The sequence below is a fragment of the Microbacterium oleivorans genome (assembly GCF_001691565.1).
In the GTDB taxonomy this organism is placed as follows: Bacteria; Actinomycetota; Actinomycetes; order Actinomycetales; family Microbacteriaceae; genus Microbacterium; species Microbacterium oleivorans_B.
The window spans coordinates 1,715,036-1,741,193 of record NZ_MAYO01000003.1; the positions used below are offsets into that span (position 1 = coordinate 1,715,036).

Genomic DNA, 26,158 nt, shown 5'->3' on the forward strand with positions numbered 1-26,158 from the left:
CGCATGGTGGCCGCCTCCTCGCTCGATCCCGATGTCGTCCTGTGGTCCGCACCCGCCGAGGAACGGGCCGACCGTCCGCTCCTGGTGCTGCTGCACGGGTACGGGTCGAACGAGGCCGACCTCTTCGGCCTCGTGCCGCACCTTCCCGACGAATTCGTCGTGGCGGCGGTCCGCGCGCCGCTCGCGCCGCGTTTCCCGATGCCCGGCTACTCCTGGTTCACGATCGACGGCGTCGAGAGCCGGGACCACAGCGAGGTCATCGCGTCGACCGAGGCGGTCTGGCAGTGGGTCGACGACGTGCGGGGAGGCGCGGCATCCGTCGGTCTTCTCGGCTTCTCGCAGGGCGCGGTCATCGCTCTGCAGATGATGCGCAGGCGACCGCAGGGTGCCGCGTTCGCCGTGAACCTTGCCGGTTACGCCTTCCCCGAACCCGCCGACGGGGACGCGGAGCTCGCCGACGTACGCCCGCCGGTGTTCTGGGGGCGCGGCGCGCGCGACGAGGTCATCCCGCCCCGGTTCGTCGATCACACCGCGCAGTGGCTGCCGAGCCACGTCGACCTGAGCGGGCGGGTCTACCCGGACCTCGCACACAGCGTCTCGACCGAGGAGCTCGGCGACGTCCGGGTGTTCCTCGAGAAGCAGGTGGCGAAGCCGAAGGACTGACCGGACCCCTGGCATCCGCTCGCCGACGTGGCTAGCATGGTCGACGTCCTGTCCCGAGTGTGAGGAAGAGCCGTTGAAGGCAATCGACGCGATCGCGCTGTGATCCCGCGCTGACCCGTCGACCCTCCTCGAGGACGATTCGACGGTCCGCCCGGTGATCGATTCACCGACCGGCGCGGACCGTCCCCTTCGACGCAGCACATCGTGCTGCCCGGCCGCACCGAGCGCTGCGGATCGGGTCGTCGACGCCGGCGTCCGCGCACCCCGAACAGGGAGGCGCCCATGCCCACCACCCTCACCTCCGCGGTCACCCTCGACCGCGTCACCTTCGCCTGGCCCGACGGCACGGTCGCGCTGAGCGACGTCACGGGAGCCTTCGGCGGCGGCCGCACCGGCCTCGTCGGTCGCAACGGCTCCGGCAAGTCGACACTGCTGAAACTCATCGCCGGGACCCTCGACCCGGCATCCGGATCCATCACGACCGCCGGACGCGTCGATCTGCTGCCCCAGCAGCTGACGCTCGATACGGCGCGGCGCGTCGCGGACCTCCTCGGTATCGCCACGATCCTCGACGCGGTGCGCGCGATCGAGCGCGGCGACGTCGACGAGCGCCACTTCGACACGGTCGGCGACGACTGGGACGTCGAGGCGCGCGCGACCGCGGCTCTCGCCGAGGTCGGCCTGCCCGACGGCGCACTCGACCGCTGCGTCGGGGAGCTCTCGGGAGGCGAGGCCGTCCTCGCAGCCCTCGTCGGCGTCCGACTGCGCGGCGCCGAGATCGCCCTGCTCGACGAGCCGACGAACAATCTCGACCGCGACGCGCGTGTGCGGGTGCACGACCTCGTCCGCTCGTGGCGCGGGACGCTGATCGTGGTCAGCCACGACACCGCGCTGCTCGACGAACTCGACGACACCGCCGAGCTCTACGGCTCAGAGCTGTCGGTCTTCGGCGGCCCGTACTCGGCCTGGAAGGCGTGGCTCGACACCGAGCAGGCCGCGGCGGCGCACGCGGAGACGGCTGCGCGACAGGTGCTGCGGCGTGAGAAGCGCGACCGCCAGCAGATCGAGTCGGCGATCGCCACGCGCGACGCGCACGGCAGGAAGCTCGCGGCACGGAAGGCGGCGCCGAAGATCGTGCTGGGGGCGATGAAGCGGTCCGCGCAGGTGACGGCGGGCAAGCTGCGCGTCGAGGCGAACGAGAAGGTGGATGCCGCGCGCGCCGCCGTCGACACCGCCGGACGCCGTGTGCGCGACGACGACACGGTTCGCATCGACCTGCCCGATCCGGACGTCGGCACGGGCCGCCGCATTGCGACGCTCGGCGACGGCGAGCGCTCCTGGATAATCCAGGGGCCGGAGCGCGTGGCGCTGATCGGACCCAACGGTGCCGGCAAGACGACGCTGCTCGAGCGACTCGTCGCGTCGGCGGACGGCAGGGTTGTTCCGTATTCAGTCTTCCCGGTCTCATCATCGGCGGCTGCCCCCGAAACAGCGGGGATCCCAGCCGTCCCGAGATCGCCGAGACTGAATACGGAACGCGCGGCGGCAGCGACCTCGGAGCCGTTCTCCGGTCAAGAGGGTTCGGGCCCGGCTCGAACGGGTGCGGATGCGGCGTTCTTCCGGAGTTCGATACGCGCCGAGGCGCACACCGATCGGATCGGCTACCTGTCGCAGCGGGTGGACGGTCTGGACGAGGGTGCCGCGGTGCTCGAGAACATTCGCGCCGCCGCGCCCGGGGTGGGTGACGTCGAACTGCGGAACCGACTGGCGCGGTTCCTCATCCGCGGCGACACGGTGCACCGCCCCGTCGCGGCACTGTCGGGCGGCGAGCGGTTCCGCGTCGCACTGGCACGCCTGCTGCTGGCCGACCCGCCGCCGCACCTGCTGGTGCTCGACGAGCCGACGAACAACCTCGATCTCGACACGGTCGACCAGCTCGTCGATGCACTGTCGGCCTATCGGGGCGCGGTGCTCGTGGTGAGTCACGACGATGCGTTCCTCGAACGCATCGACCCCGACCTCACCCTGGAGCTCCGAGCCGGTCGGATGACGGAGGTCTGACGACCGGGCCGGGGCGCAAGCCCCGGCCCGGTGTCGGTGGTCCGCGCGATGATGGGACCATGGCGGACGTCCTCGAGCGGTTCAGCCCTGCGACGCAGGACTGGTTCCGCAGCGCCTTCCACGCGCCCACGGCTGCGCAGGCCGGCGCGTGGCAGGCGATCTCCGCCGGCAAGCACGCGCTCGTGGTCGCCCCGACCGGCTCCGGCAAGACGCTCTCGGCGTTCCTCTGGGCGCTCGACCGCATCTTCCGCGACCGGGTGGCCGAGAAGCCCGCTGCCGACGACGAGAAGCCCGCTCGGGGCAGGAAGAAGCGAGCGGATGCCGCGCCTCCCCGCACGCGCGTCCTCTACGTCTCGCCGCTCAAGGCGCTCGGCGTCGACGTCGAGCGCAACCTCCGCTCCCCGCTGGTGGGCATCGGGCAGTCGGCCCGTCGTCTCGGCATGCCCGCGCCCGATGTGACCGCGGGTGTCCGCTCCGGCGACACGCCTTCCGGGGACCGTCGGCGCCTGCTCGCCGATCCCCCGGACATCCTCATCACGACGCCTGAGTCCCTGTATCTGATGCTGACCTCGCAGGCGGCCGAGACGCTCCGCGGCATCCACACCGTCATCGTCGACGAGGTCCACGCGGTCGCCGCGACCAAGCGCGGTGCGCACCTCGCCGTGAGTCTCGAGAGGCTCGACGCGCTGCTCGACACCCCGGCGCAGCGCATCGGCCTCTCGGCGACGGTCCGCCCGATCGATGAGGTTGCCCGGTTCCTCGGTGGAGCGGCTCCGGTCGACATCGTGGCGCCGAAGGCGACGAAGGCGTTCGACCTGTCCGTCGTCGTGCCGATCGACGACCTCACGAATCCCCCGCCCCCGCCCGGTGCGCCCGAGGAGGAGGAGCCGGTGGCCGTCGACCCGGACGACGACGACGGCGACGGGGGCAACTGGTACACGCCGCCGCAGTCGTCGGAGATGACCGGGTCGGTCTGGCCGCACGTCGAAGAGGCGATCGTCGACCGCATCCTCGCCCACCGCTCCACCATCGTCTTCTCCAACTCGCGGCGTCTCGCAGAGCGTCTGACGGGGAGGCTCAACGAGATCTACGCGGAGCGGGTCGGCATCGACGTGCCGGACCAGACGGTGCCGGCGGCGATGAGGGTCCCGGTAGCAGAGGCTCCGGGTGTCGAGGCGATCCTCGCGAAGGCGCACCACGGCTCGGTGTCGAAGGAGCAGCGCGCGCAGGTCGAGGACGAGCTGAAGTCCGGGGCGCTGCGCTGCGTCGTCGCGACGAGCAGCCTGGAGCTCGGCATCGACATGGGCGCCGTCGACCTCGTGATCCAGGTCGAGGCGCCGCCCTCGGCGGCATCCGGTCTGCAACGCGTCGGTCGCGCCGGTCACCAGGTCGGCGAGGTCAGCCGCGCCGCACTCTTCCCCAAGCACCGGGGCGACGTCCTTCATACAGCGGTCGTGACCGAGCGGATGCTCGCGGGGCAGATCGAGGCGATCTCGGTGCCGCAGAACCCACTCGACATCCTCGCCCAGCACACGATCGCCGCGTCCGCCGTGGCCGTCCTCGACGTCGAGGGCTGGTTCGAGACCGTCAAGCGCTCGGCCCCGTTCCGCTCCCTGCCGCGGTCCGCGTACGAGGCGACGCTCGACCTGCTCGCGGGGCGGTATCCCTCCGATGCCTTCGCCGAGTTGCGGCCCCGCGTCGTGTGGGATCGGGATGCCGGCACCATCACCGGCAGGCCGGGTGCGCAGCGCATCGCGGTCACCAGCGGCGGGACGATCCCGGACCGGGGGCTCTTCGGCGTCTTCATCTCGGGCGAGGCGCGCAACGCACGCGTCGGCGAGCTCGACGAGGAGATGGTCTACGAGTCCCGTGTGGGCGACGTGTTCACTCTCGGCACGACGAGCTGGCGCATCGTCGAGATCACCCACGACCGGGTGAACGTCCTCCCCGCCTACGGTCAACCGGGAAAGCTGCCGTTCTGGCACGGCGACGGACTCGGCCGACCCGCGGAACTCGGCGAGGCCCTCGGCAAGTTCTCGCGCGAGCTGTCGACGGCGAAGCCCGAGAAGGCGACCGCGCGGCTGCGCGAGTCCGGCCTCGACGACAACGCGATCGGCAACCTGCTCGCCTACATCGGCGAGCAGCGCGAGGCGACCGGCAGCCTGCCGACCGACAAGACCCTGACCGTGGAGCGGTCGCGCGACGAGGTGGGCGACTGGCGCGTCATCCTGCATTCCCCGTACGGCATGCACGTGCACGCCCCGTGGGCACTGGCCGTCAACGCCCGGATCCGCGAGCGTCTCGGTGTCGAAGGCTCGGCGGTCGCGAGCGACGACGGCATCATCGCCCGCGTGCCCGACACGGATGCCGAACCGCCCGGAGCCGAGCTGTTCGTCTTCGACGCCGACGAGCTCGAACAGCTCGTCACGTCGGAGGTAGGCGGGTCGGCTTTGTTCGCTTCGCGGTTCCGCGAGTGCGCGGCGCGGGCGCTCCTGCTCCCCCGCCTCGACCCGAACAAGCGCTCGCCCCTGTGGCAGCAGCGACAGCGTTCCGCGCAACTGCTGGAGGTCGCGAAGGAGCACCCCACCTTCCCGATCATCCTCGAGACCCTGCGCGAGGTCCTGCAGGACGTCTACGACCTCCCGGCCCTGCTGCGGATCGCACGGAGCATCGCGGACCGCCGCATCCGTCTCGTCGAGACGACGACCAGCTCTCCATCCCCGTACGCGCGCGACCTGCTCTTCGGATATGTCGGCGCGTTCATGTACGAGGGCGACTCGCCCCTCGCCGAGCGCCGAGCGGCAGCGCTGTCGGTCGATCCCGCCCTGCTGAGCGAGCTGCTGGGCAAGATCGAGATGCGCGAGCTGCTCGATCCCGGCGTCATCGAGCAGTACGAGCGCGAACTCCAGCGACTCGAGCCGACGAGGCGCGTGCGCGGGGTCGAGGGCGTCGCCGATCTCCTGCGCCTGCTGGGCCCTCAGTCCGTCGTCGAGGTCGCCGAGCGGCTCGAAGGGGCATCGACAGACCCCGATGCTCCCGCCCCCGCGGCCACGGAAGCGGATGCCGCGGCCCTGCTCGACGAGCTCGTCGACGCCCGCCGCGCGATCCGCGTCACGTTCGGCGGCGTCTCCCGCGTCGCGGCGATCGAGGACGCCGGGCGCCTGCGCGACGCGCTCGGAGCGGCGCTGCCCGTCGGCATCCCGACAGCCTTCCTCGAACCGGTCGCCGACCCGCTCGCCGACCTCGTCGCCCGCTACGCGCGCACGCACGGCCCGTTCCGGACGGCCGACGTCGCGACGCGCCTCGGCGTCGGCGGCGCCGTCGCGCGTCAGACCCTGCAGCGCCTCGAAGCACAGGGCCGTCTCGCGAGCGGATTCTTCCTCCCCGCGGACTCCGCGCACTCGGACGACCTCGAGTGGTGCGACAGCGAGGTGCTGCGCCGCATCCGGATGCGTTCGCTCGCCGCGATCCGCGGGAGCGTCGAACCCGTCGAGCCCGAGGCGCTGGGGCGGTTCCTGCCCGTCTGGCAGCACCTGACGCGTCCGCTCGAGGGAGTCGACGGCGTGCTCGCCGTGGTCGAGCAGCTGGCCGGCGTGCCGCTCCCCGCAAGCGCCTGGGAATCGCTCATCCTGCCGTCGCGCGTGCGGAACTACTCTCCCGCCCTGCTCGACGAACTCACTGCGACGGGCGAGGTGCTCTGGTCGGGTCACGGGTCTCTGCCCGGACGCGACGGCTGGATCGCGCTGCACCCCGCGGATGCCGCGACGCTCACGCTGCAGATCCCCGAAGACGAGGTGACGCCGTTCGAGCAGTCGCTCCTCGACGCGCTCGGCGCCGGCGGCGCTTACTTCGCCGGTCAGCTGGTCGGCATGGTCGAGGCGCCGAACGAGCAGTCCGTCATCGACGCGCTCTGGAACCTGACCTGGTCGGGGCGCGTCACGAACGACACGTTCGCGCCCGTCCGAGGGCTCCTCGCCGGCGGATCCCAAGCGCATCGGGTGACGCGGCGGACACCCCGCACCCGCATGTTCCGCGGCACGCCGATCGCCGCCGCGGCGCGGCCCGCACCGCAGCGCCCGGCGATGGTCGGCGGCCGCTGGTCGCTGCTGCCCGTCCCCGATGACGACGCGACCCTGCGGGTGACCGCGACGGCGGGCATGCTCCTCGAGCGCTACGGCGTCGTCACCCGCGGCTCGGTCCAGGCCGAGGGGGTCCCGGGCGGCTTCGCGCAGGTGTACCGGATCCTGGCGGGATTCGAAGATGCCGGGCACTGCCGGCGCGGCTACTTCGTCGAGAAGCTGGGTGCCGCCCAGTTCGCGACCTCGGCGACCGTCGACCGGCTCCGCGAGTTCGCCTCGGTGCCCGAGCCCGCTCCCCTCACCGCGCGGACGCTCGCCGCGACCGATCCCGCCAACCCCTACGGCGCGGCGCTGAACTGGCCGTCGATCGAGGGAGTGAACCACCGCCCCGGCCGCAAAGCCGGCGGACTGGTCGTGCTCGTCGACGGCACCCTCGTGCTCTACCTCGAGCGCGGCGGGCGCACCGCGCTCGCGTTCACCGACGACGAGGACGTCCTGGTCGCCGCCGCGCGCAGCCTCGTCGAGACCTCGCGCGCCCGTGGCCTCGACACCCTCACGATCGAGCAGGTGAGCGGCGCGTTCGTCTACACGACCGCCGCCGGCCGCGCCCTCCGCGACGCCGGCTTCGTCGAGTCGCCCAAGGGTCTCACCCTGCGGCGTGGCGCACGGGAGCCGCAGCATGCCTGAGGGCGATACCGTCTTCCGCGCTGCGCGGAAGCTGGACGAGGCGCTCGCGGGCCATGAGGTGACGCGCTTCGAGGTCCGTGTGCCGCGGAGCGCCACGGTCGACCTGCGCGGTGAGACGGTGCGCGAGGTCGTGCCGCGCGGCAAGCACCTGCTCATGCGCATCGGGACGCAGACCCTGCACTCCCACCTCAAGATGGAGGGCCGCTGGCACGTCTACCGACCCGGACAGAAGTGGCGCGCCCCCGCGTTCCAGGCGCGGGCGATCGTCGGCACGCGACCCGCGAATGCCGTCGGCTTCGAGCTCGCGATGGTCGAGGTCCTGCCGACCGCCGAGGAGGACCGCGTGGTCAGGCACCTCGGGCCCGATCCGCTCTCCGCCGACTGGGACGCGGCGCAGGCGGTGGCGAACGTCGCAGCCGACGAGCGTGCGATCCACGTGGCGCTCCTCGATCAGCGGAACGTCGCCGGGTTCGGCAACGAGTACGCCAACGAGCTGCTGTTCGTGCGCGGCATCCGTCCCACCGCCCTCGCGAAAGAGGTCGACGTCGCGGGTCTCATCGACACGGGCGTGCGGATGATCCGCGCGAACCGGGATCGGCAGGGACGCACGTTCACAGGCGACAACCGCCCGGGGAAGCAGACGTGGGTCTACGGACGCGGCGGCAAACCGTGCCGACGCTGCGGCACGCTCATCGAGGGATCGGAGCTCGGGGCGCGTGCGACGAGCGAGCGGATCGTGTTCTGGTGCCCCGTCTGCCAGCCGTGACCGGCCGACCGGTCACTCGTCCGGCGTGAGTCCCTCGACGCGGTAGCGGCGCTCGATCCCCGCCGTCGCGCGGCCCCACTCGCTGTCGGCGGCGCGTCGCTGGTGCTCCCGGAAGGCCGGGGCATCGGTCCAGAGCTCCTCGACCGACCACGCGCGGCCGCCCCCGAGCGGCCTGATCTCGAACAGCAGGCAGCCGTCTTCGGCCCGCGTGCGCTCGATGTGCGCGTCGAGGTGGCGACGCACGGCATCCGCTTCGTCCTTCGACGCGCAGATCATCCTGCCCGACAGGCGTACTCCTCCGATGTCGACCATCAGTGGCCGATGTACCGGCCGGGCCGGTGGTTCAGAGCGAGGACGAGGTTCAGCACGACGGCCCCCGCCGCGCTGAGCAGAACGAACTGCCAGGGGACGACCAGGAGGGCGAGCAGGATGACGAGGACATCGAAGACCATCATGGTCCACCCCACGCGGATTCCGGTCGCATCCTGGATCACGAGGGCGACGACGTTGATCCCACCGAGGCTCGCGCCGTGCCGGAAGACGATCAGCAGGCCGATCCCGGCGAGGAGGTTGCCGGCGATGGTCCCGAAGACGGGATCGATCCGTTCGACGAGGAAGAAGTGCTCGATGAGGACGGAGAAGCCCGACACGGCCCCGATGCAGACGAGGGTGCGGAGGGCGAAGTTCCACCCGCGCTTCCAGACCGCCAGGACGCCGAAGGGCAGGTTGACGACGGCGAACAGTGCCGCGAACGGCCAGTCGAGCGCATAGTTCAGCAGCAGGGACAGGCCCGCGGTGCCGCCGGTGACGGCCATGCTCATGTGCAGCAGGAACAATCCCAGGGAAACGGTGAACGTTCCGGTCGCGAGTCCGACGATGTCGTCGAGCCAGGTGTGCGGAGCGGCCTTCTCCTCGAAGACGAGCGACGGGCCCGTCTCGGGGGCGGCGGGGTCGACCATCTCTTCGTGCGCTGTCACCGAATCAGGTTACCCAGCCGCGGTCAACCCCGTGATTTCGGGTGCCATTCGGGAATGAAATGCCCTGTGGGACGTTGTATCCGTCAAGGAGGACCCGTGGGCAAGAACTACATCGACATCGAGAACGACCGAGGCGAGACGCTGCGCTACCGCAAGCACGCCAACGGACGTGGCTTGATCGCGAACGGAGCCAAGGTGCACCCGAGCGCGATCGTCGAAGCAGGAAGCTACGTCGAACCCGGAGCGCAGATCGCCGCAGGCGCCCGCATCGGACGCGGAGTGTGGATCGAACCGGAGGCCGTCATCGGCCCGAACGCAGAGATCGCACCCCACGCGCACATCGGACCCGGAGCAGCCATCGGTGCCGGCGCGAAGATCGGCGTCCGCTGCTTCGTCGGCGCCGGAGCGCGGGTCGCACCGGAATCCCTCATCGGCGACGACGAGAGCATCCCCGAAGGCGAGCGCGTCGCGACCGACCGTCGCGGCCTCCGCTTGGCGGCCTGACCGCCCCCTCACACGTCTGCAAGGCCCGATCCCTCTCCAGGGGTCGGGCCTTCGTCTGTGGCTGGGGTTAGCCTCGGCGCATGACCACCCCGCGCCGCTCGACCCGCGCCGTCGTCGCGGGGTTCGTCGGTGCGCTCCTGCTGGCGGGGATCTGGGTCGCGGCATCCGCTCTGCGCGGGTCGACGGGTGAGGGGATGCCGGCGGGAGCCGACGTGATCACGGTGCAGCGCGTGGTCGACGGCGACACCCTCGTGACTGCGGACGGTACTCGAGTCCGTCTGATCGGCATCGACGCTCCCGAGGCGCATCCCGAACCGGAATGCGGAGCGGATGCCGCGACCGCCCGGCTGCGCGACCTCGCGCCCGAGGGCGCCCGCCTCCGGGCCGTCGCCGACCAGGAGGACCTCGACCGGTACGACCGCGAACTCCGCTACCTCTGGACCGAGGGCGGGACCTTCGTCAACGAGGCGCTCGTCGCCGAAGGTCACGCCGAGACGATTCGTGTCGCACCGAACACCCGGTACGCCGAGAGATTCGCCGATGCCGAAGCCGCCGCTCGGGCCCAGGGCGCCGGACGGTGGGGCACCTGCTGAGCCGCGGCATCCCCGTGGCATCCCGAAGCGTCCCGAGGCGCGCGGCTACGCTGGCAGGCATGGCGACACGCGGCGGACCCCAGCGCAAGGGCGGCCGTCCAACGCCGGGGAAGGGCCGCGCGGGGGGCACCAAGCCGACTCCGAAGCCCACGGCGAAGCGGAAGCCGGCACCCACGCAGGCCGCGCCGGTACCCGCACCGCCGCCCGGCCCGTTCCGCCTCGGCGCGATTCCTGGCGCGACGCCGGGTAAGTGGATCGACATCTGGAAGACGCGGATGCCGCGCAATCCGCTCGAGCTCGTCCCCCTCACGGTCGCGGAGCAACACGCGGCGTTCGCGCGGGGTGACGTGGATGCGGCGATCGTCCGGCTGCCGATCGACCGCGACGGTCTGAACGTCATCCCGCTCTACGAGGAGACGACGGTCGTGGTGTGCGCTGCCGACTCCCACCTGACCGCGGCGGACGAGCTGACGGCCGACGACCTGGTCGGGGAGGTCCGGATCGTGCCTGACGACGACGTCCTGTCCTTCGAGGTCGCGGGGACCGAGGCGCCGCGCTTCGCGGCGCCGGCCACGACCGGCGAGGCGGTCGAGATCGTCGCCGCTGGCGTCGGGATCGTCCTCGTCCCGATGTCCCTCGCGCGTCTGCATCACCGCAAAGACGTCGCGTTCCGGCCGCTCGCGGAGGCCCCGGCATCCGCCGTCGCGCTCGCCTGGCCCGTCGACGGGGCGAGCGAGCTGGTCGACGCGTTCGTCGGAATCGTCCGGGGGCGCACCTCGAACTCGTCGCGCTGACGCGCGGCGTACGGCCTCGGACCGGGCATTTAGACTCGAGGAATGGCTCCGCTCGTCTACCTGTGCGTTCGCCCGCAGGTGGATGCCGCGGACGGCGAGTACGCGTCGTTCCATCAGGCGATGGGCGTCGGCGAGAGCGGCCTGGAACGATGGAACCTCGTCGACGACGATCTGCCCGCCGAGGCGTTCGATCGCTGGCGCAGTTTCGTCGTCGGCGGCAGCCCCTTCAACACGACGGATGCCGACGACTCCAAGTCCGCTCAGCAGGTGCGGATCGAGGCGGGGCTCAGGGCCGTGGCGCAGGCGGCCGCGGCGGGGCGGACCACGGCGCTGTTCACGTGCTTCGGGATCGGCGTCGCCTCACGCGCCCTCGGCGGCGAGGTCACGCGCGAGTACCCGGAGGGGACGGGGCCCACCGGCATCCACCTCACCGACGCCGGTCGGAGAGATCCGCTGTTCGGCGGGCTGGCGGCGGAGTTCACCGCCCTGACGGCGCACAAGGAGGCCATCGAGCGTCTCCCCGAGGGCGCGGTGCTCCTGGCGACGAACGAGGACTGCCCCGTGCAGGCCTACCGGTTCGGTGAGCGCCTGTACGCGACGCAGTTCCACCCCGAGCCGACCGGTGTCGCGTTCACGGAGCGGATGACGACCTACCGCAACCACGGCTACTTCGACGCGGACGAATACGACACCGTCGCGGCGCGCGTGATCTCCGCAGACCTCGACGAACCGCAGCGGCTCCTGCGCCGGTTCGCCGAGATCTTCTGAGGCTCAGCTGCGCGCGAGGGCGAGTTCGCCGCGGCGTCCGCGCGCCCAGAGAACGAGCGGGACGATGACCACGATCGCCGCGGCGATCCAGGCGGTGATGGCGATCGGGGTGGATTCGGGCTCGGTCGCGAAGCGGCCGATGCCGATCCACAGCAGTCCCCAGGCCGAGGCCAGGGCCGGGGCCAGGCGCCCACCGGTCCGGACGGCGGTCGCCGCGGCGATCAGGACCACCACGATGATGACGGCGATGCCCCACGCGGTGGCCGCGTCGCCCCACGATCGCGGGGCGACCTCGGCGGTGAGCCACGCCGTCGTGTTCGCGACGGTGGCGAGGGTGACCCAGCCGAGGTGGAGGCCGACGGAGACGTCGGTGAAGAACGTCTCGGCGACGGTGCGGGGCGGGGTGAGCACGAGGATGCGGATCGTCCACCCGAGCGCGACGAGGAGCGCGACGATCGTCAGGACGGTGATGAGAAGCGTCGTGTACTGGGCGGCGAGCAGCCACAGTCCGTTGAGGACGGCCGTGACGGCGATCGGGTAGCCGACCTTGCGCTGGCGATCGCTCCCGCGCTGCGACGGAAGCGCCTGCCAGATCGTGTACGCGATCATGAACAGGTAGATGACGCTCCAGATCGAGAAGGCCTGCGCCGCGGGAGCGAGCACCGTCGACGTCGCGGAGAGCGCGCCGTTCTGCAGGTCCTGAACCGGAGTCCCGCCGAGGACGCCGGCCCCGAACAGGGCGGCGATCAGCATGAACGTCACCGCCGAGATCACGACGATCTGGCGGGTGAGGTCCGACGAACGGGATGCGGTGGAGCTCATCATGCCGTCACGGTACGTCCCCGTGGCGCGCGGCGGCGACCTCTTGACAGGCTTCGAGGGGTGGCTTGAGGGGGGGTGAAGGTCGGGTGCGGTGTCGGGTGCGTATTCGCGAGTGAGAGGTTTCTCATTTCGGATCTGTTCGCGGCGCCTGAGTTCCGCCGTTTTCGGGTCTCGATGTCGGAGGCTGGTGCGATAGTTCAGGTATGACAGAAGCGATGGAAACCCCCGGCGGCGAAGCATATCTCGCCGCCATTGCGGGCATCGTTGCGGACGTCGAGGACGTGGAGCGGCGGATGGCCGCGGTACAGGTCGCGCAGCTCCGTACGCTGGCCGCGGCGGGACGGCTGGCGGAGGCGCAGGGCGCGCACCCGAACGCGAAAGTGACCCTCCACGACATGGTGCTCCGGTCGGTTGCAGCAGAGCTCGGTGGGGCGATGCGGACGACCGACCGGACGGTGCAACGCCGGATCGGGGAAGCCCGGGTGACGATCGAAGGATTCCCGGCGGCGGTGGCGGCCTGGGAGGCCGGACGGATCGTCCGCGGACACGTGAAGGCGATCGTCGAGACCGGGCTGAACCTACCCGCAGAGATGTGGGCTGAGTTCGAAGCCATTGCGATCGAGCGATGCGAAGGCGAGACCCCGAACCGAGTGCGGGGTGAGCTGGAGATCCTGGCGCACCGGATGCATCCGCGATCGTTCGCCGAGCGGCATGAGGAAGCTGCGGCGCGGCGGTGCGTCAGGTTGATCCCGGGCCGGGACGGGATGTCGGATTTGATCGCGACCCTGCCGACCGTGATTGCGGAGGGGATCCACGACCGGCTCACACAGCAGGCGCGGGCGATCGTCGACACGAGAGACGAACGCTCCGAGAACTCGGAGGTCGTCGCGACCGACGCGCGATCAACCGATCAGGTCCGCGCCGACGTGCTCGCCGACCTGCTCCTTGCCGGCACGCCGTCGCTTGATGACACGCGCGACACGACCGCCGGGCCACTGGGCGCGATCCGCGCGCGCGTGCAGGTGCTGATTCCCGCAGCGACTCTGACCGGTGCCGATGATGGACCGTGCGATCTGACCGGCCGCTCCCCCATTGACCCTGCGACCGCCCGCCTTCTCGCCGGTGCGACGCACACGTGGGAGCGCCTGTTCCACGACCCCACCACCGAAGTCACCGTCTCCACCGACTCGTACCGTGTCCCATCCGGGATGCGACGGTTCCTGCAAGCCCGCGACCAGCACTGCCGGTTCCCCGGCTGCCGCGTCGCCGCCATCCGGTGCGAAGTCGACCACACCCACGACCACGCCCTCGGCGGCAAAACCGAACTCTCCAACCTCGCCCACCTATGCCAACGACACCATTCGATGAAGCAGTTCACCGCATGGCGGGTCCGACAACTGTCGGGTGGCGTCCTCGAATGGACCTCACCCCTCGGCAGGACCTACCGCGAAGACGCACCCACCCCGGCCGTCGCCTTCACCCCTGCCGCCACACATCCCGGAGACCCGGCACCCTTCTGAGCACGGCGCGTCGCGACAGGGGAACGCGGACTACGCCCCGACGACGACCGCGGAGTCCGGGGCCACGACAAGCTGCTCGCCGGCCGACGTCGGCTCGACGGACGCGATCCAGACGTCCCCACCGGCGACCTCCCACGGCTCGGACGACAGGTTCACGAGAACCCGCGCCGCGCCGCGGTGCAGAACGTACCGGGGACCTGTCGAGGTGGTCTGCACCTCGGCATCCCGCCCACCGGGACCCGGGTGCGTCAGCTCGGGCCGCGAGCGCCGCAGATCGGCCAACTGCCGGTAGAGATCCAGCAGCCGCGCGTGATCACCCTGCGACAGCTCCGACCAGTCCAGCTTCGACCGCTCAAACGTCGCGGGGTCGTTGGGGTGCGGCACGATGCTCTCGTCCCAGCCCATCTTCACGAACTCCGCGATCCGGCCCTTCGCCGTCGCCTCGGCGAGCTCCGGCTCGGGGTGCGAGGTGAAGAACTGCCACGGCGTCGACGCGCCCCACTCCTCGCCCATGAACAGCATCGGCGTCCCCGGCGCGGTCAGCGTCAGCACCGCCGCGATCGCCAGTCGATCCGTCGACAGCGTCGCCGTCAACCGGTCGCCCGCCGCACGGTTGCCGATCTGATCGTGATCCTGCGCGTACGTGACGAGCCGCCAGGATGCCGCCTCATCGGGCACCGGCTGGCCGTGATCGCGCTCACGGAACGACGAGTAGGTGCCGTTGTGGAAGAAGCCCTCCGTCCACACCTTCGGCAGCGCCTCAGGATCGGCGAAGTCCTCGTAGTACCCGACCGCCTCGCCCGTCAGCGCGACGTGCACGGCGTGGTGCCAGTCATCCGACCACTGCGCGGTCAGGCCGTAGCCGCCCGCCTCGCGCGGCAGGAACATCACCGGGTCGTTCAGGTCGCTCTCGGCGATCAGCGTCAACGGCCGCCCGACGTGCGCGCTCAGCGCGTCGGTCCGCTCCGCGATCTCCTGCAGGATGTGCACGGGCTGCTTTCCCGACTCGTGCAGCGCGTGCACGGCGTCGAGCCTCAGACCGTCGACGTGGAAGTCGCGCATCCACATCAGCGCGTTCTCGACGATGAACGACCGCACGGCCGCCTCGTCGAGGTTGAGGCTGTCGCCCCACGTGTTCCGCGACCCGTCGCGCAGGTACGGACCGTACTCGGGCAGGTAGTTCCCGCTCGGCCCCAGGTGGTTGTAGACGACGTCCTGGATCACCGCGAGGCCCGCCGCGTGCGCGGCATCCACGAAGCGCTGATACGCGGCCGGACCGCCGTACGTCTCCTGCACGGCGTACCACAGCACGCCGTCGTAGCCCCAGTTGTGGGTGCCGTTGAAGGCATTCACCGGCAGCAGCTCGATGTGCGTCACGCCGATGTCGATCAGGTGGTCGAACCGGGCGATCGCGGCATCCAACGTCCCTTCGGGCGTGAACGTCCCGAGGTGCAGCTCGTAGATCAGCCCGCCGGCAAGCTGCCGGCCGGTCCACGCCTCATCCGTCCACGAGAAGGATGCCGGGTCCACCCACGCCGACGCGTCGTGGACGCCTCGCGGCTGCCGCCGCGACCGCGGGTCGGGACGGAGGTCGTCGCCGTCACCGAGGACGAAGCCGTACTCGTCGCCGTCCGCCAGCGCGACGTCGGTGCGCCACCAGCCGTCACCGGCGGCGGTCAGCGCGACGTCGTCCGCATCGGGGCGGCGCAGCCGCACCCGCTCGACACGCGGAGCCCAGACCTCGATCACGATGCGTCCCCTTCGATGACGTCCGCCGGCGCGAGCAGCGCGACGGGGTAGGTGTCCAGCAGGTCGGCGAGCCGCAGACGACCGCCCTCGAACCGGCGCCCGGTCAGCACGTCGACCGTCGGGCCGACGTGCGTCAGCACCTCGGTGTCGCCCCAGCCGCCGCGAGCGGCGAGCCCGGCCGGCAACCGCGTCGCCACCGCCACGACGCCGCCGCGGTCGAAGGCGACCGCGTGGTCCGCGGCCTCCCCCGCGACCGTCATCGGCGTGTACCGCGTGAACAGCTCCGGATGGTCGCGCTTCAACCGCAAGGCGCGCGACACCACGAGCAGCTTCGCCGCGCCCGACGCGTCGACCGGCGGCATCCACCCCTCGTCGAGACGTGCGAGCAGGCGCCGGCGTTCCGCAAAGTCGACCTCGCGACGGTTGTCGGGGTCGACGAGCGAGTGGTCCCACAGCTCGGTGCCCTGGTAGACGTCCGGGACGCCCGGGCCCGCCAGCTGCAGCAGCTTCAGCGAGAGCGAGTTCGACCGGCCGAGCGGCGTGATCTCGTCGACGAAACCCTCGACGATCGCCCGCGCATCGCCGAAGGCGGCATCGACGAGGTCGTGCATCTTCTCTTCGAAAGCCTCATCCGGGTCCGACCAGGTCGTGCTGTTCCCCGCTTCGCGCGACGCCTTCTCGGCGTACGCGTGCAGACGCTCTCGCGATGCGGGCCACGCGCCGACGATCGCCTGCCAGAGCAGGTTGTCGAACGGGCCGTCACCGGTCGAGGCGACCTGGCGCAGCTCGCCGAGGACCTCGGTCCATCGATCGGGCATCTCGGCCAGCACGGACAGGCGCGCCCGGACGTCCTCGCTGCGCTTCGTGTCGTGCGTCGACAGCGACGTCATCGCCGCCGGCCACGAGGCCTGACGACGAGCGGATGCCGCATGGAACCCGTCGACGTCGACCGCGAATTCGGTCGGGTCGCCGCCCACCTCGGTGAGCGTGCCGAGCCGGGTCCAGCGGTAGAACGTCGTGTCCTCGACGCCCTTCGCCATGACGGGACCGGTCGACTGCATGAACCGCCGCGTGAACTCGCTGTCGGGGCCGGCCGTCAGGCGCGCCGCGATCGTCTCGAACGCGTCGCCCAGCTCGGGACGGCGCGACGACGCCAGCGCGACCGCCTCACCGACCTCTTCGACGCCGGCGGGAAGGTAGGCGCGGTACACCGGGAACGCCGCGAGCAGCTCGGCGAGCGCGTCGAGCCACTGCTCGTCGGACGCGCCGTTCCGCTCACCGGCGGGGACGAGCGCCGCGAGCCGCAGCACCTCGGCATGCAAGCCGTCGGTCGCCCACGCGAGCTTGGCCTCGTGCATCATGTCGGCGTAGTCGGCTGCCGCACCGTCTCGCAGCTGCGTGTCGAGCAAGGTGAGGCCCTGCTCGCCGGACGGGTCGACGAGCACGCGGTCGAGGACCGCCATCGCGTCGTATCCGGTCGTGCCCTCGGTCGCCCACCACGACGGCAGGTCCTCGCCGTGCTCGAGGATCTTCTCCACCAGCACGTACGCGCCATCCGTGGCATCCGCCAACAGGTCGAGGTACCCGCCCGGGTCGGCGAGGCCGTCCGGGTGGTCGACCCGCAGACCGTCGGCGAGACCCTCGTCGATCCACCGCACGATCTCGACGTGGCTCGCATCGAACACGGCCGGGTCCTCGACGCGGACGCCCGCGAGCGTCGTCACGGCGAAGAAGCGACGGTAGTTGAGTTCCGCGTCACCGCGGCGCCAGAACAGCAGCTCGTAGTGCTGCGCCGCGAGGACGTCGCGGACGTCCCCCTCGCCGGTGCCGTCCGCGAGCGGGAACTCGTGGTCGAAATACCGGACGACGCCCGCCTCGGCGTCGATCGTGATCTCGCCCGCCTCGACGGCGGCATCGAGCTCCGACCCGAGCACGGGCAGCCGCAGCCGTCCGCCGAGCGCCCAGTTCACGTCGAACGCCGCCGCGTGGGGCGACGCCTGTCCCTGGCGCAGGACGTCCCACCACCACGGGTTCTGCCGCGGATCCGACACGCCCTGGTGGTTCGGCACGATGTCGATGAGGATGCCGAGTCCCGCCTCGCGTGCCGCGGCGGCGAACCGCGTCAGCCCCTCGGCGCCGCCGCGCTCCGGGTCGACGACGGTCGGGTCGACGACGTCGTAGCCGTGATCCGACCCGCTCGTCGCGGCCAGGATCGGTGACAGGTAGGCCCAGTCCACGCCGAGGTCGCGCAGGTAGTCCGTGAGTTCGGCCGCGGCATCCAGGTCGAATCCGGTCCGGATCTGCAGCCGGTACGTCGAGCGCGGCGTCGCGTGCGCGTTGGCCATCAGTGGGGCAGTTCCGTGTGGGGCGCCTGCGCGGGGATGACGTCGATCGTGCCCGTCATCGCGGCGAGCGAGGCCGCGACCGATGGGTCGGACTCGACCGTGTCCTCCTCGTGGTCGCGCAGCACGACGAGCGCGCGACCGCCGACGGAGACGCTCGCGCCCTGCTCGACGACGGGCGAATCGGCCGCCCCGCCGGCGGTGTCGACGATGATCTCCCATGTCGGGCTCGCCGACGCGGTCGGCACCGTGAACTCGACCGTCTCGTCGCCCGCGTTGAAGAAGACGAAGAAGTGGCGGTCGTGGATCTCCTCGCCGCGGCGGTCGCGTTCGCGGATGCCGTCGCCGTTGAGGAACACGCCGACCGCACGGCCGAAGCCGGAGTCCCAGTCCTCGGGCTGCATCTCGGAGCCGTCGGGACGGATCCACGCGATGTCGGGGAGCGGCGCCCCCTCCTCGCGTCGGACCGGACGGCCGTCGAAGAAGCGGCGACGGCGGAACGTCGGGTGGTCGCGGCGCAGGCGGGCGAGCACCGAGGTGAACTCGATGAGCGGCTGGTCGATCGAGGTCCAGTCGATCCAGGTGAGCTCGTTGTCCTGCGCGTACCCGTTGTTGTTGCCGTTCTGCGTGCGGCCGAGCTCGTCGCCGTGCGAGATCATCGGCACGCCCTGGCTCAGCAGCATCGTCGCGAGGAAGTTCCGCTGCTGCCGCGCCCGCACCCGCAGGATGTCGGGGTCGTCGGTGGGGCCTTCGACGCCGTGGTTGTACGAGCGGTTGTGCGATTCGCCGTCGTTGTTGTCCTCGCCGTTGGCCTCGTTGTGCTTCTCGTTGTAGGAGACGAGGTCGCGCAGGGTGAACCCGTCGTGCGCGGTGACGAAGTTGATGGATGCCACCGGCCACCGCCCGTCCTGCTCGTACAGGTCCGCCGAGCCCGTGAGGCGCAGGGCGAACTCGCCGAGCGTCGACGGCTCGCCGCGCCAGAAGTCGCGGACGGTGTCGCGGTACTTGCCGTTCCACTCGGTCCACTGGGGCGGGAAGTTGCCGACCTGGTACCCGCCGGGGCCGATGTCCCACGGCTCGGCGATCAGCTTCACCTGGCTGACGATCGGGTCCTGCTGCACGAGCTCGAAGAACGCCGACAGCCGGTCGACGTCGTAGAACTCGCGGGCGAGGGTCGAGGCGAGGTCGAAGCGGAAGCCGTCGACGTGCATCTCGAGCACCCAGTACCGTAGCGAGTCCATGATCAGCTGCAGGGTGTGCGGGTTGCCGACGTTGAGGCTGTTGCCCGTGCCGGTGTAGTCCGTGTAGTACCGCTTGTCGTCATCCTCGAGCCGGTAGTAGGCGAGGTTGTCGATGCCGCGCATCGAGAGCGTCGGGCCCATGTGGTTGCCCTCGGCGGTGTGGTTGTAGACGACGTCGAGGATGACCTCGATGCCCGCGGCATGTAGGGCGCGCACCATCGCCTTGAACTCCTGCACCTGCTGACCGACGCCGCCGGCAGCCGAGTAGGTGTTCTGCGGCGCGAAGAAGGCGATCGTGTTGTACCCCCAGTAGTTGGAGAGGTCCTTCTCCTGGAGGGTCGAATCGTTCACGAACTGGTGCACCGGCATGAGCTCGAGCGCCGTGACGCCGATCTTCTTCAGGTGCTCGATGACGACGGGGTGCGCGATCGCGCTGTAGGTGCCGCGGATGTCCTCGGGGATGTCGGGGTGCGTCATCGTGAGGCCCTTGACGTGGGCTTCGTAGATGACGCTCTCGGCGTACGGCGTCTTCGGCTGGCGGTCTCCCTGCCAGTCGAAGTACGGGTTCACGACAACGCCCTTCATCATGGCGGCGGCGGAGTCGTCGTCGTTCGTCGAGTCGGGGTCGCCGAACGTGTAGCTGAAGACCGACTGGTCCCACTCGATCTGACCGTCGACGGCTTTCGCGTACGGGTCGAGGAGCAGCTTGTTCGGGTTGAACCGCTGACCGTTCTCGGGGTCGTACGGACCGTGGACGCGGTAGCCGTAGCGCTGCCCCGGCTGCACGGAGGGCAGGTAGGCGTGCCAGACGAACGCGTCCACGTCGATGAGCTCGACGCGGGTCTCCTCGCCGTTCTCGTCGAACAGGCAGAGCTCGACTTTCTCCGCGCACTCGCTGAACAGGGCGAAGTTCGTCCCATTGCCGTCGAAGGTCGCTCCCAGGGGGTAAGCGGAACCGGGCCAAACCTGCATGCGAACTCCTGTGATAGGTGGAAGGCAACAGTACCCAGGCAGGGTTTCCGGCCCCGGGCCCTTGACAGTTCAGCGCAGCGACAGCATGTCGTCGAGGTAGTCGGCGAGGGGTCTCGGCGGCCCGGTGTGACTCCACGCGACGTGCGGCACGCCGCCTCGCAGCGACAGGATGCCGGAACTCTCGCCACGGTCGACGGCGGCGGCATCCATCTCGGTCCAGCCCAGGTGGAGCACCTCCCCCTCGGCGAACCCGCCGCGGAAGGCGGCGGCGGCCCGCTCCGACCGCGCGCGCTGGGCCTCGGCGGTGTATCCGCGGACCGCATCGTGTCGCGCGCGGAGGACCTCCCCGGTCGCGAACACCCGGTCCTCGCTGATCAGGAGCGCGCCGAGGTGCCAGGCCTCCGTGACGGGAACGATGCGGGGAGCGCGCCCGATGCCCAGGATGCGGCGGTTCGCGGCCCACTCCCCCAGGCGCTCGCGCGGCGAGCCGGCCAGGCGCTCCCGTGCCGCCTGCAGCAGGCTGGTGACGGTCGCCACCGTCAGACGAGGCGCGTCGGCGCGGTCGCCCCGGCGCCGCGGATCTGCTGGTGGAGGCGCGTCATCCGGGCGTCGAGCTCGGCGGCCGCATCGGCGGCATCCTTCAACTGCCCCAGCAGACCGTCGGGCACCTGTCGCTCGTACTTGTAGTAGATCTTGTGCTCCAGGCTCGCCCAGAAGTCCATGGCGATCGTGCGGAACTGCACCTCGACGGGCACGTCGACGCGGCCGGTCGAGAGGTAGACGGGGACTTCGAGGATCGCGTGCAGGCTCTTGTAGCCGTTGCCCTTGGGGGTCGCGATGTAGTCCTCCACCTCGCGCACGGTGATGTCGTCCTGCGCGCTCAGCAGGTCGAACAGGCGGTACACGTCGTTCACGAAACTGCAGGTGATGCGGATGCCGGCCACGTCGGTGATGTGCGCACGCACCGACTCGAAGTCGGGATCGATGCCGCGGCGCTGGATCTTCTCGACGAGGCTGTCGGGCGACTTCACGCGGCTCGAGACGTGCTCGATCGGGTTGTAGTCGTGCATCTCATGGAACTCCTCGCGGAGGATCGAGATCTTCGTCTCGATCTCCTGCAGGCCGAACCGGTACTCCATGAGGAAGCGCTGGAACTCATCGCGCATGCTCCGAAGAGAGGAGGCCGACACCGTGATCTGCTGCTCGTCGAGCGGAGTGGACATGAGGCGACGCTATCGGGAACCACTCCGAGCGCGCTGGGAAGGATTTCTCACCCCGCCGTGGGCGCCGCCGTCGTCGCTCGGGGTACGAGCGCGGTCGGCAGTCGCAGGTGGGTCGCCGCGGGCGTTCCGCCGCCCATGAGCTCGAGCAGCATCGTGACCGCTTCGGCGCCGAGACGCTGCATCGGCTGACGAACGGTCGTCAGAGCGGGCACCGACTGCGAGGCGTCCGGGACGTCGTCGAACCCCACGACCGAGAGGTCCTCGGGCACCGACAGACCGTGCTCGTGCGCGACGCGGATCACCGTGAGCGCAGAGACGTCGTTGGCGGCGAACACGGCGGTGGGCCGATCGGGTCGTCGCAGCAACCGCGTCGCCGCCTCGCGCGAGATGTCCTCGACGTAGCGTCCGACACCGACGAGACCCGGATCGAACGGGATGCGGGCGTCTTCGAGTGCGCGCCGGTACCCGCCCTCGCGGAGCATCGAGGAGCGGAGGTCCGGGCGGCCTGCGACGAAACCGATGCGGCGGTGCCCGAGCGAGACGAGGTAGGCGACCGCGTGCCGGGCGCCGGCGAAACTGTCGGACTCGACGGTCGGGAGATCGGCGGGTCCCGTGTGCGGATCGATCGCGACGACGGGGACCTCCGCCGTGACGTTGACGACCGTGGGGGTGACCATGATGACGCCGTCGACGAGGGTGCCGCTGAGCCGACTCAGCGATCGCCGCTCCCACCCGTCGCTCGAGACCGCCCGCGACCCGCTGTAGGCGAGGAGGTCGAGCCGGGAGTCGCGGAGAGCGGCGCCGACGCCCTTGAGGACCTCGGCGGAGAAGGGCTCGAAGTCGGCGACGAGGACCCCGACGACGCCGGTCTGCCGGGCGCGCATGCTGCTGGCGACGAGGCTCGATTCATAGCCGAGTTCCTCGACGGCGGTGAGCACGCGCTGCACGGTCGCAGGCGCGACGCCGTATCTGCCGTTGACGGCCTTCGACACGGTCGCCACCGAGACACCGGCGGCGGCGGCGACGTCGTGGATGGTGGCTCGGGTTCGCATGCGTCGAAGCGTATCGCCATGGAAAACATTTTCGAAAACGTTTGACGTGGCCGACAACAATTCCGACACTGGGGACCGAACCCCGGCACGCACCGCCGGGACCACCCGCACCTCGAGGACCGAGCGTGCACTCAATGAGGAGATTGGTGATCACATGAGGACCAGAAGGATCATGGCGGGGCTCGCGGCGATGGCCGCGGCGACACTCGCGCTCAGCGCCTGTTCCGGCGGCACCGGCGGCGGCAGCGGCGACGGCACCGTCGAGATGACGCTGTGGCAGAACTCGACCACGGGCCCCGGTCAGCAGTTCTGGAAGGACGCGATCGCGGCATTCGAGAAGGAGAACGACGGCGTCACGATCAAGATGCAGTCCGTCCAGAACGAGGACATGGACGGCAAGCTGCAGACGGCGCTCAACGCGGGCGACCCGCCCGACATCTTCCTGCAGCGCGGCGGCGGCAAGATGACCGCCATGGTGAACGCCGGCCAGCTGATGGACCTGACGGGCCTCATCTCGGACGACATCCGCGGCGAGATCTCCGAAGGCTCCTTCGCGGCCGAGACCTACCAGGACAAGGTCTGGGCGATGCCGCTCTCGGTGCTGCCCGGCGGCTTCTTCTACAGCCAGGACGCTTTCGACGCGGCCGGCATCTCCGACACCCCCGCCACCATCGATGACCTGAAGAGCGACGTCGAGGCCCTGAAGGGCACCGGTATCGCGCCCATCGCCCTCGGCGCGAAGGACGCGTGGCCCGCCGCGCACTGGTACTACTTCTTCGCCATCCGCGAGTGCAGCCCGAAGGTCATCGAGGAGACGGGCGACTCGAAGGACTTCAGCGACGAGTGCTGGACGCGTGCGGCTCAGGACCTCGTCGACTTCGCCGCCGTCAAGCCGTTCAACGAGGGCTTCCTCACCACCGCCGCGCAGCAGGGCGCCGGCAGCTCGGCAGGTCTCGTCGCCAACCGCAAGGCGGCGATGGAGCTCATGGGCGCGTGGGACCCGGGCGTGATCGCGTCGCTGACCCCGGACGAGAAGCCCCTCCCCGACCTCGCCTGGTTCCCGTTCCCGGAGATCTCGGGCGGTGACGGCGAGCCCGGTTCGATGATGGGCGGCGTCGACGGCTACTCGTGCTCCGCACAGGCACCCAAGGAGTGCGCCGACTTCCTGAACTTCATCGCCGGTTCCGAGCAGCAGACGAAGTACTACGAGGCCTTCCAGTCGCCGCCGGTGAACTCCGTCGCGCAGAAGTCCGTGAAGGAGCCGTACCTGCAGCAGATCCTCGAGGCCTACAACAGCGCCCCGTTCGTCTCGCAGTGGCTCGACACCGTCCTCGGCCAGAACGTCGGCAACGCGCTGAACGTCGCGGTCGTCGACATGCTCGCCGGTGGCAGCGACCCGCAGAAGTTCATCGCCGCCGTCAACGCCGCAGGCGCGCAGGGCTGAACATGACCGTTCGCGAGATGTCCGCTTCGGACACCCCTGTTCTCGCGGCGCACGCCGGGGGCGGCGACTCGTCGCCCCCGGCTCGGCCGCGGTCCCGCCGCCGGCGGGGCCTCGGCTGGTCGGGGCGCCTGGAGGTCCTCCTCCTCGCCGGACCCGCCGTGATCTTCTTCGTCGGGTTCGTCATCCTGCCGGTTCTGATGGCCGCCTACTACGGCTTCTTCCGGTGGTCCGGGTTCGGGCCCGCCACCGACTTCGTCGGTCTGAAGAACTACATCACGATCTTCAGCGACCCCAACTTCCAGAGCGCACTGCTGCACAACGCGTTCATCGTCGTGATGTCGCTCGTCCTCCAAGGACCGATCGCGATCCTCCTGGCCCTCTTGCTCAACCGCAAGATGCGGGGCCAGTCCGTCATCCGCGTCCTCATCTTCGTGCCGTACGTCATCGCCGAGGTCGTCGTCGGCACCGGGTTCAGCCTGCTGCTGTCGACCAACGGCGCCGCCAACGGGATGCTCGACAAGCTCGGCCTCGGCGGCCTGACCCAGGACTGGCTCGCCGACCCGGCGATCGCGATCTGGACGCTCATGGCGATCCTCACCTGGAAGTACGTCGGCTTCGCCGTCATCCTCTTCCTCGCGGGGCTCCAGGGCATCCCCGAGGAGCTCTACGAGGCCGCCGCCATCGACGGCGCGTCCTACTGGCAGATCCAGCGACAGATCGCCCTGCCGCTGCTCGCACCGACCCTGCGCATCTGGGCGTTCCTGTCGATCATCGGCGCCCTGCAGCTGTTCGACCTCGTCTACATCATCTGGGGCCAGTACGTCTCGTCGGTGGCCGGCACCAACACGATGGCGATCTACATGGTCGTCACCGGCCGCAACGCCGGCAACTTCGGCTACGGCAACGCGGTCGCCGTCGTCATCTTCGTCATCTCGCTCATCGTCGCGCTGTTCTACCAGCGCTTCGTGCTCCGTCGCGACACCGCGGGAGCCATCACAGAGAGGGGCGTGCAGTGAGCGCCACCATGACCCTCGTCACCGCGCCGCCGGCCAAGACCCGTGCCCGCCGCGCTCCGAAGCCGACGCTGCCGTGGGGCTCGCCCGTCGTCTACTTCGTCGCCCTCGCCGTCATCGCGCTCATGCTCGGCCCGGTGATCTACATCATCATCGGAGGCTTCCGCTCGAACTCGGCGATCACCGTCGACCCGGCCGGATTCCCCGACCCGTGGAACGTCGACAACTACGTCGGCGTCATCACGAGCGGCCAGTTCTGGGGACAGGTCGGCAACTCGACCTTCGTGGCCCTCGCCACCACGATCGGCGCGGTCGCCCTCGGCATCGCCGCGAGCTACGTGATCGCCCGGTACAGCTTCAAGGGACGCGGGTTCCTCTACGCCCTGTTCGCGTCGGGCCTCATGTTCCCCATCACCGTCGCGATCACGCCGCTGTACATCGTGATCCGCTCGCTCGGACTCATGAACACCCTGCCGGGCATCATCCTCCCGCAGATCGCGTTCGCGCTGCCGACGACGATCATCATCCTCGTCCCGTTCCTGCGAGCGATCCCCGACGAGATCCAGGAGGCTGCATCCATCGACGGCTGCAGTCGTCTCGGTTTCTTCTGGCGGATGGTGCTGCCGCTGGCCGTGCCGGGGGTCATCACCGTCGGCATCCTCGCCTTCATCGGCAGCTGGAACGCGTACCTGCTCCCCCTGTTCATCCTCAACAACGAGGCGTCCTTCACGCTCCCGCTCGGGGTGCAGGCGTTCTCGTCGCAGTACTCCGTCGACACGGCGCGCGTGCTCGCGTTCACCTCGCTGTCGATGCTCCCCGCACTGCTGTTCTTCAGCCTGTTCGAGCGGCGCATCGTCGGCGGTCTCACCGGAGCCGTGAAGGGCTGAC

At 70.3% G+C, this 26,158-nt stretch carries 21 protein-coding genes; 12 read left to right on the forward strand and 9 right to left on the reverse strand.

The features are described 5' to 3' along the window. Positions 1–3 precede the first annotated feature (3 nt). The 4 genes from BBA86_RS11070 (at position 4) to BBA86_RS11085 (ending at position 8,256) form a co-directional block, all read left to right on the forward strand. On the forward strand, positions 4–663 hold the full coding sequence (locus BBA86_RS11070; RefSeq protein WP_083199548.1) for an alpha/beta hydrolase: 660 nt from the start codon (positions 4–6) through the stop codon (positions 661–663). A gap of 282 nt (positions 664–945) precedes the next feature. Continuing rightward, positions 946–2,724 carry an ABC-F family ATP-binding cassette domain-containing protein gene (locus BBA86_RS11075; protein WP_065571616.1) on the forward strand — a complete coding sequence of 593 codons (1,779 nt, stop codon included), beginning with the start codon at positions 946–948 and terminating at the stop codon, positions 2,722–2,724. A gap of 59 nt (positions 2,725–2,783) precedes the next feature. Continuing rightward, entirely contained in the window at positions 2,784–7,490 is a 4,707-nt protein-coding gene (locus BBA86_RS11080; protein WP_065571617.1) for an ATP-dependent helicase, read from the forward strand. Further along, complete coding sequence (locus tag BBA86_RS11085) at positions 7,483–8,256, forward strand: DNA-formamidopyrimidine glycosylase family protein (RefSeq protein WP_065572273.1); 774 nt, start codon at positions 7,483–7,485, stop codon at positions 8,254–8,256. Before BBA86_RS11080 ends, BBA86_RS11085 begins: the two co-directional genes overlap by 8 nt. Positions 8,257–8,268: 12 nt before the next feature. Here the strand turns inward: BBA86_RS11085 and BBA86_RS11090 are convergent, their stop codons facing one another. Further along, positions 8,269–8,568, reverse strand: coding sequence for a putative quinol monooxygenase (locus BBA86_RS11090; RefSeq protein WP_223247075.1), 300 nt, complete (start codon positions 8,566–8,568; stop codon positions 8,269–8,271). Continuing rightward, complete coding sequence (locus BBA86_RS11095) at positions 8,568–9,215, reverse strand: YitT family protein (RefSeq protein WP_065571619.1); 648 nt, start codon at positions 9,213–9,215, stop codon at positions 8,568–8,570. Before BBA86_RS11095 ends, BBA86_RS11090 begins: the two co-directional genes overlap by 1 nt. A gap of 114 nt (positions 9,216–9,329) precedes the next feature. Between BBA86_RS11095 and BBA86_RS11100 the strand changes: the two genes are divergently transcribed. From BBA86_RS11100 to BBA86_RS11115, 4 genes are all read left to right on the forward strand, one after another. After that, a complete protein-coding gene (locus BBA86_RS11100; RefSeq protein WP_018185630.1) occupies positions 9,330–9,737 on the forward strand; it encodes a UDP-3-O-(3-hydroxymyristoyl)glucosamine N-acyltransferase in 408 nt (135 codons plus the stop codon). An 80-nt stretch (positions 9,738–9,817) separates the two neighbouring features. Beyond that, complete coding sequence (locus BBA86_RS11105) at positions 9,818–10,330, forward strand: thermonuclease family protein (RefSeq protein WP_065571620.1); 513 nt, start codon at positions 9,818–9,820, stop codon at positions 10,328–10,330. A 59-nt stretch (positions 10,331–10,389) separates the two neighbouring features. Then, a complete protein-coding gene (locus BBA86_RS11110) occupies positions 10,390–11,124 on the forward strand; it encodes a LysR family substrate-binding domain-containing protein (RefSeq protein ID WP_065571621.1) in 735 nt (244 codons plus the stop codon). A gap of 42 nt (positions 11,125–11,166) precedes the next feature. Beyond that, positions 11,167–11,892 (forward strand): glutamine amidotransferase-related protein, encoded by a 726-nt coding sequence (locus tag BBA86_RS11115; protein WP_065571622.1) that lies wholly within the window; start codon positions 11,167–11,169, stop codon positions 11,890–11,892. 3 nt (positions 11,893–11,895) lie between these two features. Here BBA86_RS11115 and BBA86_RS11120 read toward each other — a convergent pair whose 3' ends face one another. Further along, a complete protein-coding gene (locus tag BBA86_RS11120; RefSeq protein ID WP_065572274.1) occupies positions 11,896–12,714 on the reverse strand; it encodes a hypothetical protein in 819 nt (272 codons plus the stop codon). A 203-nt stretch (positions 12,715–12,917) separates the two neighbouring features. On the opposite strand from BBA86_RS11120, the gene BBA86_RS11125 reads away from it, so the two are divergent. After that, the gene (locus tag BBA86_RS11125) at positions 12,918–14,234 is read left to right on the forward strand and encodes an HNH endonuclease signature motif containing protein (RefSeq protein ID WP_065571623.1); all 1,317 of its coding nucleotides are present in this window, start codon (positions 12,918–12,920) and stop codon (positions 14,232–14,234) included. 30 nt (positions 14,235–14,264) lie between these two features. Here the strand turns inward: BBA86_RS11125 and treZ are convergent, their stop codons facing one another. The 6 genes from treZ to BBA86_RS11155 all read right to left on the reverse strand — a co-directional run bounded on the left by treZ (position 14,265) and on the right by BBA86_RS11155 (position 22,870). After that, on the reverse strand, positions 14,265–15,983 hold the full coding sequence (gene treZ / locus BBA86_RS11130) for a malto-oligosyltrehalose trehalohydrolase (protein WP_065571624.1): 1,719 nt from the start codon (positions 15,981–15,983) through the stop codon (positions 14,265–14,267). Then, positions 15,980–18,328, reverse strand: a complete 2,349-nt coding sequence (gene treY / locus BBA86_RS11135; RefSeq protein WP_065571625.1) for a malto-oligosyltrehalose synthase — start codon at positions 18,326–18,328, stop codon at positions 15,980–15,982. The genes treZ and treY overlap by 4 nt, the downstream gene beginning before the upstream one ends. Next, complete coding sequence (gene glgX / locus BBA86_RS11140; protein ID WP_065571626.1) at positions 18,328–20,538, reverse strand: glycogen debranching protein GlgX; 2,211 nt, start codon at positions 20,536–20,538, stop codon at positions 18,328–18,330. The genes treY and glgX overlap by 1 nt, the downstream gene beginning before the upstream one ends. A gap of 69 nt (positions 20,539–20,607) precedes the next feature. After that, complete coding sequence (locus tag BBA86_RS11145) at positions 20,608–21,075, reverse strand: glutaminase (protein ID WP_189318457.1); 468 nt, start codon at positions 21,073–21,075, stop codon at positions 20,608–20,610. A gap of 2 nt (positions 21,076–21,077) precedes the next feature. Next, complete coding sequence (locus BBA86_RS11150; protein WP_065571628.1) at positions 21,078–21,761, reverse strand: GTP pyrophosphokinase family protein; 684 nt, start codon at positions 21,759–21,761, stop codon at positions 21,078–21,080. A 47-nt stretch (positions 21,762–21,808) separates the two neighbouring features. After that, complete coding sequence (locus BBA86_RS11155; RefSeq protein WP_262981984.1) at positions 21,809–22,870, reverse strand: LacI family DNA-binding transcriptional regulator; 1,062 nt, start codon at positions 22,868–22,870, stop codon at positions 21,809–21,811. A 115-nt stretch (positions 22,871–22,985) separates the two neighbouring features. Here BBA86_RS11155 and BBA86_RS11160 point away from each other — a divergent pair, with 115 nt between their 5' ends. Genes BBA86_RS11160 through BBA86_RS11170 form a run of 3 tightly spaced genes read left to right on the forward strand, consistent with a single transcriptional unit; the run spans position 22,986 to position 26,157 of the window. After that, positions 22,986–24,257 carry an ABC transporter substrate-binding protein gene (locus BBA86_RS11160; protein WP_083199550.1) on the forward strand — a complete coding sequence of 424 codons (1,272 nt, stop codon included), beginning with the start codon at positions 22,986–22,988 and terminating at the stop codon, positions 24,255–24,257. Positions 24,258–24,259: 2 nt separating this feature from the next. Next, a complete protein-coding gene (locus tag BBA86_RS11165) occupies positions 24,260–25,273 on the forward strand; it encodes a carbohydrate ABC transporter permease (protein WP_065571631.1) in 1,014 nt (337 codons plus the stop codon). A gap of 8 nt (positions 25,274–25,281) precedes the next feature. After that, positions 25,282–26,157: a carbohydrate ABC transporter permease gene (locus BBA86_RS11170; protein WP_065571632.1), complete on the forward strand. Its 876-nt coding sequence runs from the start codon at positions 25,282–25,284 to the stop codon at positions 26,155–26,157. The last annotated feature ends 1 nt before the right edge of the window (position 26,158 follow it).

Excerpts from the sequence above, each read along its gene's own strand:
- BBA86_RS11070 (WP_083199548.1), top strand. The coding sequence starts at position 4 with ATGGTGGCCGCCTCCTCGCTCGATCCCGATGTCGTCCTGTGGTCCGCA.
- BBA86_RS11075 (WP_065571616.1), top strand. The coding sequence starts at position 946 with ATGCCCACCACCCTCACCTCCGCGGTCACCCTCGACCGCGTCACCTTC.
- BBA86_RS11080 (WP_065571617.1), top strand. The coding sequence starts at position 2,784 with ATGGCGGACGTCCTCGAGCGGTTCAGCCCTGCGACGCAGGACTGGTTC.
- BBA86_RS11085 (WP_065572273.1), top strand. The coding sequence starts at position 7,483 with ATGCCTGAGGGCGATACCGTCTTCCGCGCTGCGCGGAAGCTGGACGAG.
- BBA86_RS11090 (WP_223247075.1), bottom strand. The coding sequence starts at position 8,568 with ATGGTCGACATCGGAGGAGTACGCCTGTCGGGCAGGATGATCTGCGCG.
- BBA86_RS11095 (WP_065571619.1), bottom strand. The coding sequence starts at position 9,215 with ATGGTCGACCCCGCCGCCCCCGAGACGGGCCCGTCGCTCGTCTTCGAG.
- BBA86_RS11105 (WP_065571620.1), top strand. The coding sequence starts at position 9,818 with ATGACCACCCCGCGCCGCTCGACCCGCGCCGTCGTCGCGGGGTTCGTC.
- BBA86_RS11110 (WP_065571621.1), top strand. The coding sequence starts at position 10,390 with ATGGCGACACGCGGCGGACCCCAGCGCAAGGGCGGCCGTCCAACGCCG.
- BBA86_RS11115 (WP_065571622.1), top strand. The coding sequence starts at position 11,167 with ATGGCTCCGCTCGTCTACCTGTGCGTTCGCCCGCAGGTGGATGCCGCG.
- BBA86_RS11120 (WP_065572274.1), bottom strand. The coding sequence starts at position 12,714 with ATGAGCTCCACCGCATCCCGTTCGTCGGACCTCACCCGCCAGATCGTC.
- BBA86_RS11125 (WP_065571623.1), top strand. The coding sequence starts at position 12,918 with ATGACAGAAGCGATGGAAACCCCCGGCGGCGAAGCATATCTCGCCGCC.
- treY (WP_065571625.1), bottom strand. The coding sequence starts at position 18,328 with ATGGCCAACGCGCACGCGACGCCGCGCTCGACGTACCGGCTGCAGATC.
- glgX (WP_065571626.1), bottom strand. The coding sequence starts at position 20,538 with ATGCAGGTTTGGCCCGGTTCCGCTTACCCCCTGGGAGCGACCTTCGAC.
- BBA86_RS11150 (WP_065571628.1), bottom strand. The coding sequence starts at position 21,761 with ATGTCCACTCCGCTCGACGAGCAGCAGATCACGGTGTCGGCCTCCTCT.
- BBA86_RS11160 (WP_083199550.1), top strand. The coding sequence starts at position 22,986 with ATGGCGGGGCTCGCGGCGATGGCCGCGGCGACACTCGCGCTCAGCGCC.
- BBA86_RS11165 (WP_065571631.1), top strand. The coding sequence starts at position 24,260 with ATGACCGTTCGCGAGATGTCCGCTTCGGACACCCCTGTTCTCGCGGCG.
- BBA86_RS11170 (WP_065571632.1), top strand. The coding sequence starts at position 25,282 with ATGACCCTCGTCACCGCGCCGCCGGCCAAGACCCGTGCCCGCCGCGCT.